The 2523-nt window shown below is 61.6% G+C and carries 4 protein-coding genes; all 4 read right to left on the bottom strand.

The window, feature by feature from the left end; all coding sequences use genetic code 11:
- Nucleotides 1-124 precede the first annotated feature (124 nt).
- Nucleotides 125-544, bottom strand: a complete 420-nt coding sequence (locus tag DKT77_RS04845; RefSeq protein WP_238547693.1) for an SH3 domain-containing protein — start codon at nucleotides 542-544, stop codon at nucleotides 125-127.
- 173 nt (nucleotides 545-717) lie between these two features.
- The gene (locus DKT77_RS04840; RefSeq protein WP_109810605.1) at nucleotides 718-1317 is read right to left on the bottom strand and encodes a lysozyme inhibitor LprI family protein; all 600 of its coding nucleotides are present in this window, start codon (nucleotides 1315-1317) and stop codon (nucleotides 718-720) included.
- A 26-nt stretch (nucleotides 1318-1343) separates the two neighbouring features.
- Nucleotides 1344-2114: a CPBP family glutamic-type intramembrane protease gene (locus tag DKT77_RS04835; RefSeq protein WP_238547692.1), complete on the bottom strand. Its 771-nt coding sequence runs from the start codon at nucleotides 2112-2114 to the stop codon at nucleotides 1344-1346.
- Nucleotides 2115-2383: 269 nt separating this feature from the next.
- A partial coding sequence (locus tag DKT77_RS21480) for an integrase core domain-containing protein (RefSeq protein ID WP_146204958.1) occupies nucleotides 2384-2523 on the bottom strand: 140 nt, incomplete at its 5' end.

Genomic DNA, 2523 nt, shown 5'->3' with positions numbered 1-2523 from the left:
CCATGTCAGCATCCTGGAGATGAACGGCGACAGCTATCGCCTCGCTCAAAGCATGGCCCGGCAGAACTACTGAACCAAGACCGAGTTTGGTCCTCGCGGACCAAGGCGCCTTGGCAACCGACTGCTATGTGCGGAGCGCATTTGCCAAGGCACCGATCACGCCCAGACCGGACGACTTTTGCTCCGCCCCGTGGCCGGATCTTGCGCCGACGTTGACAGAGGCCCGCCGGGTTGTGTGCGCGGTGCAACCGCTGGCGAAACGCACCTCCATCTCGCCGGACTGGCGGGCATAGAGCTCGGGCACCTCCGACTGCCCCGATCCGTTGCCCTGCGTCGGCGCACCGGAGTCCTGCAGTAACCGCCCTGCGACCCAGCCAGAGATGGTGCCGTCCGGCGTCTCGACATGGCACCAGCGCCCATTGCCCTCGCCTCGGCACCCAAGATTGTGGAAAACGGCACCGTTGGGAGCCAGCAGGATGACCCTGTTCGACATGCCCGGCCCGGTGCGGACGTTGAGAGTATCGTCGGATGCGACGCCGGTCACTTGCCAGTAATCCGGCCCCATCCGGGCCTGCGCGGCACCGGGCAGAACGGCCAGGCAGGCGGCAAGGGCGAAGGCGGTGGCAAAATTGCTGTCGTCAGGCGTTGCAGTATTAGGTTGGTGCGAATTTTCATTGTCTTGCCTCCAAAAGGTTCAGCAAAAATCTCGTCGCCATGTCATCGGATCTGGCACGCGTGCGTTTCGCCGTATGAATCGCTGACCCTGATCGTGTTGCCCTCCATCACCAGGCCCCCGGCGCTGCGCATATAGAATGTGCCAGGGGTGTCAGGCTTGAGTTGTGCACCGATGTAGATGCTGTCGCCCTCTTCGACCCGCAGGCCGCGCAACGCGCTCGGGAAGATCATAGCGGTCAGCGCGCGCGGTCCGCAGGTCAGTTCGACCGTCTCGGACGGCGGCTCCAGCATGAAATCTGCGACCAACTCGGCCTCGCGTTGAAGATATTCCGTCTGGACGCAGGCCCGCAGGTCGGGCTCTTTCCAGCATTCGTCGCGGCCCGAGATCCAGCCGCGCTGCATCGCGCGCAGTGTGTTGGTCACCTCTTCGGCGTCCACGTCCAGACCTTCGGCCACCTCGACGGCGGCGGCGAAACGGTCGGCCAACCGACGGTCCAGCGCGGCAAGCTCTGCGTCCTCGCAGACCAGTTTTTCAGCTGAACTCTCGGCTTTTGCGCAGTCGAAGGCGGGACCGTCCTGGGCAAGGCCCGCGGCCGGGCTGAACGCGAGGCAGGCGAGGATTGAGAGGGATCGCGGTGTCATCGGGTGTCCTTTGCTTTGGATTGGGGTCAGCCCGCTTGCATGCCGGCGTAGGCGGCCATGCCAAACGTCGTCCAGTCGTTCAGGATATGGGAGCCGGTCGATGTCCAGATGTTGCGGGTGATGATGAAGGGCATAAGCAATACGAGCCGGACCGGGACCAGTGCCACTGCCTGCACGATGTTTCCTTGGTATGTCGGCAAGTGGACCAACCCGAAAATGATCGCGGCAACCAGTGCGGCGAGGCACAGGGCAAGCTTGCGCGACATGACCCGGTTTAGACCCGCCATCACGCCGAGGAAAACCAGGATGGTGAAGATCTCTTCGCCCAACAACTGGACGGCGGTCCAGAAAAAGAACAAAACCTGATCCGCTCCAGACGCGGAGGCCACCATATCCGCGGCCGGGTTCGCAGCGGTGTGAAACGCGCTGTTTATCAGCGTCCCGACAACGATCGTCACGACAAAGTTCAGGACGAAGAACAGCACCATCAGTCCGATATCCCCAAGGCCGACACGGCGGAACAGGGCAAGAGGTGCCTTTGCTCCGGCAACGGCGGCGACAGAAACGAGCGGGATCAAGACGAAAAGCAACGGCGGGATAAAACCGCCAAGCCCGCTGTGGAAGCGCTGCTGCGCGATCATGAGAACGACAAAAGCGACTGCGACCGCAGCCAGAACGATGAACCAGCCTGTCAGGCTAAACCCGTCTCGCGCGGCCTTGTAATAGGGCAGATCGCAGTGCTTGCGCTCGAAGGAGAACATTCGATCGGTCGGCAGATCTTTCTCGGACATCGGCATGACCTTCTTCACCTGCTCGCCTCAGGTCAGACGACGCTGACTTCGCGAATATGAGCGTCACTATATCTGGGAAGGTAGGATTTGCTATCCGGTCTGCGCCCGCACTATCCGGATCGCGAAGCGCGGGCCGCCTTGCTGGCGCCGGACAGAGCAACCGAAGGCGTTTCTCCATATTTGGTTCGGTAGGCTTGGGAAAATCGACCGAGATGCGAGAAACCGCAGTCGAAGGCTGAGCTACTCCCCATCTCTTGGACAGGATCTGGCGCTTTTTAAGCTCTAATCTGCTCCTGCTGATCGGGTTGGGTTGCTTCGATTTCCAGCGAGTAGACCACCGCTGGTGGTTGTCCGCCAAGGGCCTTGTGCGGGCGGCGGTGATTGTAGAATTCCATCCATTGCCGAACACCGGCGC

The organism is Meridianimarinicoccus roseus, assembly GCF_003172915.1.
GTDB classification, from domain to species: Bacteria; Pseudomonadota; Alphaproteobacteria; order Rhodobacterales; family Rhodobacteraceae; genus Meridianimarinicoccus; species Meridianimarinicoccus roseus.
Note: the sequence above shows the minus strand (reverse complement) of the source record. Positions and strands in the feature narration are given on the sequence as shown.